Annotated in this window: 9 protein-coding genes and 1 tRNA gene; 4 read left to right on the top strand and 6 right to left on the bottom strand. The window is 74.1% G+C overall.

The window, feature by feature from the left end; genetic code table 11:
• Positions 1–81: 81 nt before the first annotated feature.
• The gene (locus tag AC0CYZ_RS03600; RefSeq protein WP_472212423.1) at positions 82–228 is read right to left on the bottom strand and encodes a hypothetical protein; all 147 of its coding nucleotides are present in this window, start codon (positions 226–228) and stop codon (positions 82–84) included.
• 34 nt (positions 229–262) lie between these two features.
• Between AC0CYZ_RS03600 and AC0CYZ_RS03595 the strand changes: the two genes are divergently transcribed.
• A complete protein-coding gene (locus AC0CYZ_RS03595) occupies positions 263–439 on the top strand; it encodes a hypothetical protein (RefSeq protein WP_472212421.1) in 177 nt (58 codons plus the stop codon).
• Between the two features lie 27 nt (positions 440–466).
• On the opposite strand, the gene AC0CYZ_RS03590 is transcribed toward AC0CYZ_RS03595, so the two are convergent.
• Complete coding sequence (locus tag AC0CYZ_RS03590) at positions 467–958, bottom strand: YajQ family cyclic di-GMP-binding protein (protein WP_472212419.1); 492 nt, start codon at positions 956–958, stop codon at positions 467–469.
• A gap of 116 nt (positions 959–1,074) precedes the next feature.
• On the opposite strand from AC0CYZ_RS03590, the gene AC0CYZ_RS03585 reads away from it, so the two are divergent.
• Positions 1,075–1,158 (top strand) — tRNA-Tyr (locus tag AC0CYZ_RS03585).
• Between the two features lie 231 nt (positions 1,159–1,389).
• Here the strand turns inward: AC0CYZ_RS03585 and AC0CYZ_RS03580 are convergent.
• A complete protein-coding gene (locus tag AC0CYZ_RS03580; RefSeq protein WP_472212417.1) occupies positions 1,390–1,734 on the bottom strand; it encodes a P-II family nitrogen regulator in 345 nt (114 codons plus the stop codon).
• A gap of 84 nt (positions 1,735–1,818) precedes the next feature.
• On the opposite strand from AC0CYZ_RS03580, the gene AC0CYZ_RS03575 reads away from it, so the two are divergent.
• Positions 1,819–2,571: an SDR family NAD(P)-dependent oxidoreductase gene (locus AC0CYZ_RS03575; protein WP_472212415.1), complete on the top strand. Its 753-nt coding sequence runs from the start codon at positions 1,819–1,821 to the stop codon at positions 2,569–2,571.
• Between the two features lie 27 nt (positions 2,572–2,598).
• Here AC0CYZ_RS03575 and AC0CYZ_RS03570 read toward each other — a convergent pair whose 3' ends face one another.
• Entirely contained in the window at positions 2,599–3,597 is a 999-nt protein-coding gene (locus AC0CYZ_RS03570; protein WP_472212413.1) for an aldo/keto reductase family protein, read from the bottom strand.
• Between the two features lie 247 nt (positions 3,598–3,844).
• Here AC0CYZ_RS03570 and AC0CYZ_RS03565 point away from each other — a divergent pair, with 247 nt between their 5' ends.
• Positions 3,845–4,015, top strand: a complete 171-nt coding sequence (locus tag AC0CYZ_RS03565) for a hypothetical protein (protein ID WP_472212411.1) — start codon at positions 3,845–3,847, stop codon at positions 4,013–4,015.
• A 95-nt stretch (positions 4,016–4,110) separates the two neighbouring features.
• On the opposite strand, the gene AC0CYZ_RS03560 is transcribed toward AC0CYZ_RS03565, so the two are convergent.
• On the bottom strand, positions 4,111–4,440 hold the full coding sequence (locus AC0CYZ_RS03560; RefSeq protein WP_472212409.1) for a hypothetical protein: 330 nt from the start codon (positions 4,438–4,440) through the stop codon (positions 4,111–4,113).
• Between the two features lie 46 nt (positions 4,441–4,486).
• Positions 4,487–5,480: alpha/beta fold hydrolase (locus AC0CYZ_RS03555; protein ID WP_472212407.1), on the bottom strand; the 994-nt coding region annotated here is incomplete at its 5' end.

Raw genomic sequence — 5,480 nt, 5'->3', positions numbered from 1 at the left:
TGGTTGATGACGACGACCCGCATCGCCGATGTGTACCACGAAATCCTACAAGAGGACCACGCCTCTCCGGGTCGGTCCGGGTCAGGTGCCGGGATGCACCCCCGGGCGCAGGCCGTGATCGGCGGCGATGCGCCCGAGGAGCTCGCGGAGCCGCGCGCGGTCGTCGTCGTCGAGCGCGCGGCAGAGCGTGTCCTCGTGGTCGGCGGCCGCGACGACGAGCTCGCGCATCCGCGCCCACCCGACGGACCGCCGGCAGCGCGCCGTGCACCTCACCGACGCGGGGCGGGCGCGGATGCGCGAGCTCGTCGTCGCGGCCGCCGACCACGAGGACGCGCTGTGCCGCGCCCTCGACGACGACGACCGCGCGCGGCTCCGCGAGCTCCTCGGGCGCATCGCCGCGGACCACGGCCTGCGCGCGGGCGTCCACCCCGGTGCGTGAGCTCCGTCGACGCCGGCGGGCGCGGCGTCAGCGGTAGTTCGTGAACTGCAGCGCGATGCCGAAGTCGTGGCCCTTGAGCAGGGAGATCACGTCCTGCAGGTCGTCCTTCTTCTTGCCGGTGACGCGGAGCTGGTCGTCCTGGATCTGGGCCTGGATGCCCTTGGGGCCCTCGTCGCGGATGAGCTTGGAGATCTCCTTGCCCTTCTCCTTGGAGATGCCCTGCACCAGCGTCCCGGTGACGCGGTAGGTCTTCCCGGAGACGGCGGGCTCGCCGATCTCGAAGGCCTTGAGCGAGATGCCCCGCTTGATCAGCTTCTCCTTGAAGACCTCGATGGCCGCGGTGCAGCGCTCCTCGGTCTCGGCCGCGACGGTGATGGCCTCCTCGCCGGCCCACGTCACCGAGGCACCCGTCCCGCGGAAGTCGAAGCGCTGGGTGAGCTCCTTGGCGGCCTGGTTGAGGGCGTTGTCGACCTCCTGACGGTCGACCTTCGAGACGACGTCGAACGACGGGTTGGCCACGGGTCTCCTCCTCGCCTGGTGCGGACGGCGGTGTCCGGTCTACACCCACCCCCGGGTGCCCTCCGGGGCGCCGGCGGCTTGTAGTATTTCCGTCGCCGCCGATGAGGTGGCGCCCCGGCGGGTTGCCCGAGCGGCCAATGGGAGCGGACTGTAAATCCGTCGCGAAAGCTTCCCAGGTTCGAATCCTGGACCCGCCACCACCACGACCCGTCGTCCTCCGGGATGGCGGGTCGTCGGCGTGCGGTCCCGTCGAGACTCCCCGAATGACCGTTCGGCGCACCGATCGCCCGACAATCGTGTCCGACCGGGTGACGACCGGTCCGGACTCGGCCGTTCGAGGCGTAACCTCCGTCATGGTCGGTCGTGCCCCCCGCGATCGGACCGGTCCCGGGGATGCACCCCCCAGCGTCCCCGGGACCACCGACCTCGGCTCAGACCGCGTCGCTGCCCATCTCCCCGGTGCGCACCCGCAGGACGAGGTCCACGTGACGCACCCAGAGCTGCCCGTCGGCGCCCTCGAGGTTCGACTGCAGCTGGTCCAGCAGCCGCTCGACGATCTCGTCGTCCACCACCGTCTCGATCCGCAGCCGAGGCACGACGTCGACCTCGACCCGGGCCCCCTTGTGGACCTCCACCCGGCCCGGCTCGCACGTCCCGACCTCGGTGATCGTCATCCCGAGTACCGCGTGCCGCTCGAGCGCCCGGCGCACCGCGTCCAGCGCGTGCGGGCGGACGAGCGCCGTCACGATCTTCACCCCGGCCCCCTCGGGTCCCACCGGGCGACGGAGGAGCCGCCCGGAGGGATCTCACGCTAGGCCCTGCCGCACGTCCGCGTCGCCACGACTGCGAGGCTGCCCGGCGTGTCCGGCACCGTCCTCGTCCTCGGCGGCCGCAGCGAGATCGGCGTCGCCCTCGCCCGGCGGCTCGTCGCCGACGGTCGCGCGTCCACGGTCGTGCTCGCGGCGCGGCGTGCCGGCGACCTGGGTGACGAGACCCGCGCGATCGCGGCGGCCGGGAGCGCACGGGTCGCGACGGTGGAGTTCGACGCCGACGACGTGGCCGCGCACGCCGGGGTGCTCGACGCCGTCGAGCGCGAACACGGCGCCCCGGACACCGTCGTGGTCGCGTTCGGGGTGCTCGGCGACCAGCGGCGGGCGGAGGTCGACGCCGAGCACGCGCTCGCCGTGGTCCACACCGACTACGCCGCGCAGGTCGGCGTGCTCACCCGCGTCGCGGCCCGGATGCGCGAGCTCGGTCGCGGCGAGATCGTCGTGTTCTCCTCGGTGGCCGGCTGGCGCGTGCGGCGGGCCAACTACGTCTACGGGTCCGCGAAGGCCGGCCTGGACGGCTTCTCGACCGGCCTCGCCGACGCGCTCCGCGGCACCGGGGTGCACCTGACGCTGGTGCGCCCGGGCTTCGTGATCGGGCGGATGACCGCCGCGAGCGGCCTCTCGCCCGCCCCGCTGTCGTCGACGCCCGAGCAGGTCGCCGACGCGGTCGCCGACGGCCTGGCCCGGGGCCGGGACGTGGTGTGGGTGCCGGGCCGGCTGCGGCTGCTCGCGGTCGTGATGCGGGTGCTGCCGGCGGCCGTGTGGCGGCGGATGCCCCGGTAGCCGTCCCCGACCTGACCTCGAGTGGCCCTACGACCGGTGCGCGATCTCCTCCGACGCCCCGGGGGCGAGCCGGTAGCCGGTGACCGGGACGTCCCCGAGGGCCTCGTCGATCGCGGCCAGCGTGTCGGGCGTCAGCTCGATGCCCGAGGCCTTCGCGTTGGCGTGCACCTGCTCCGGACGCGACGCCCCGACGATGGCCGACGCGAGCTCCGGGCGTCGCAGCACCCACGCGAGGGCCAGCTCGGCCATCGACAGCCCCGCGCCCTCCGCGACCGGGCGCAGCCGCTGCACGGCCTCGAGGGTGGCGTCGGTGAGCTTCTGCTTGATGAAGCCGTTCATCTCGTCGCTCGCGGCGCGCGAGTCGACGGGGACCTCCTCGCCGGGGAGGTACTTGCCGGTGAGCACGCCCTCCGCGAGTGGCGACCACACGATGTTCGAGATGTCGTGCTCGCGGCACAGGTCGAACACCTCGCCCTCGGGGGCACGCCACAGCATCGAGTACTGGGGCTGCGAGGACACCAGCGTGACGTCCGACGGCGCCGCCTCCAGGCCCGCGCGGATCTGGTCGGGGGTCCACTCGCTGAACCCGAGGTAGCGGGCCTTCCCGGCGCGCACCACCTCGGCGAGGGCCTCCATGGTGTCCTCGATCGGCGTGCGTGAGTCGAACCGGTGGCACTGGTACAGGTCGACGTGGTCGGTGCGCAGGCGCTGCAGCGACGCGTCGATCTGCTTCGCGATCTGCGCGGGGGAGAGACCGCGGTCGGTCTCCGACATCGGGAAGTAGACCTTGGTCGCGAGGACGTACTCGTCCCGCGGGTAGTCGGCGAGGATCTCGCCCCAGGCGGTCTCGGCGGCGCCACGGCCGTAGACGTTGGCGGTGTCGAAGAAGGTGATCCCGGCGTCGAAGGCGGCCCGGGTGCAGGCCGCGGTCTGGTCGGCCTCCACCCCGCCGGAGTAGGTGAGCCAGGAGCCGAGCGAAATCTCGGACACCTGGAGGTCGCTGGAACCCAGCTTGCGGAAACGCACGGGTCGACTCTACGAAGGCCCGACGCCCCCGCGCCGCGCGACCGCCGTTCCTACCACTGGACGGACACGGACCACCGTTTGTCTCACCTCGTCGACCTTTCGTCGCGAGCTCCTGAGACGAGGGTGTGAACTCGACTCGATCGGGTTGGGGAGTCACCCACCTCTCCGACAGGATGGGCCGGTCCGTCGCGGACAGCGCCCGTCCGCCCGTCCTCTTAACCCGTCAGGAGGCTCCCAGGTCGTGACCGTGCTCACTGCACCGCTCCGCCCGCTCGCCGACGTCCTCGATCTCACCGCAGAGGCCGTCATCGCCCTCGGCACCGTCTCCCTCGGAGCGCTCAGCCTCGTGCTCGCCTCCGACGAGCGCACCGAGTACCCCCCGCTGCACTCCGTCGAGCGACGCCGCTCCGCGAGCTGAAGCACCCGCCGAGCACGACGGCCCGTCCGGACCCCGGCCCCTGGTCCGGACGGGCCGTCGTCGTGCCCGGGTCCCGCTCGCGCAACCGCGAGGGCTCAGCCGCGGCGCTGCTCGCGCAGCAACCCGCTGATGGCGCGCAGCTCGTCGCGGATCTCCGCGAGGAGGTCGGGGATCTCGTGGCTGCGCTCCCAGTGCGGGGTCACGTCGATGCCGAGCTCACCGAGGTCGCGCTCGTACAGCTCGGCCAGCAGCGTCCGGTAGGGCTCCTCGGGGACGGTGCCGTTCTCCCAGCGGGACAGCTGCGTCTTCAGGCTCGCCGCCGAGGCCACCTCGACGCGGCCGGCCTCCGCCAGCTCGCGGAGCCGGGCGACGGCCGCCGTCTGTGACCATCCCTTGTCGCGTCGCGCCTCGCGCAGGGAAACCACGCGGGGGAGCGTAGACGACCGGGCTCCCGGGCCTCGGCGGCCCGGCCTACCCCTCGCGGCCGCGGGTGCGGGTGGCCGGCTTGGGCGACGGACGTGCCCGGCGCCCGCCCGGACGCCGGGGCTCGGCGGGGCCGGCCGACGACGACGGCGCCTCGCCCGGCTCGTGGCCCGGCTCCTCGACCGTCCGGACGGCCTCGTCGGGCGGGACCACCTCGCCGGGTTCCGCCGGGGCCGCGCTCCGCGACCGCGGCAGCGGCCGGCGCACCGCGCGGCGGGGACGACGCGGCACGAGCCGGTCCGCCTCGATCTCCGACGGCGGGTCGTGCCGGTCGAGGAAGGCGCAGAGGGCGGGCCAGAGACGGTCGCGGGACGCCCGGCCGCACAGCACCCCGAGGTGCCCGCCGGGCGCCGTCATCAGCGACGTGTCCGCCGCGGAGAGCACCGTCGACCCCGCCCGGACCGCCCGGGGCGGCACGACGACGTCGTCCTCCCCCGCCACCAGCAGGACCGGGCGTTCGAGGCTCCCGAGGTCGACGCGGCGGCCGCCGACCGACACCAGCCCCCGTTCGAGCTCGCCGCGCCCGACCATCGCGTGGAAGCTCGCCCCCACCAGCTCGGCCTGCGCCCCGACGAGGGCCCGCACGTCGTCGATCGCCTCGAGCTGGGCGAGGAAGTCCCGGTCGGCGAGGTGCGAGGCGACCGTGAGCGGTGTGGTGAGGAAGGCGCCCACCGCGCCCACGGAGAGGAACCGCGGGACCGGGGGCACCGTCGGCACCAGGTCGAGCAGCGTCTGCACGGTGGCGAGCACCGGGCCGCCCGCCGCGATCGCCAGCGGCCGGGACGGGACGCGCTCGGGGACCGCCTCGAGCGAGAAGGGCGTCGCGAGCGCGGTGAGCGAGGCGATCGGGAGCGTGGGGTCGTCGGCGGCGGTCAGCAGGCACGCGAGCCCGCCCAGCGACCACCCCACGACGTGCACCGGGGCGCCGTCGTGGTGCGCGGACACCAGCCGCACGACGTGCGGGAGGATGTCGTCCACCCAC

The organism is Actinomycetospora sp. (genome assembly GCF_055612215.1).
This window is presented reverse-complemented; position numbering and strand designations above follow the sequence as displayed.

What these genes read in the sequence shown, in the direction of transcription:
- AC0CYZ_RS03600 (WP_472212423.1), bottom strand. Translation starts at nt 228, where the DNA reads ATGCGCGAGCTCGTCGTCGCGGCCGCCGACCACGAGGACACGCTCTGC.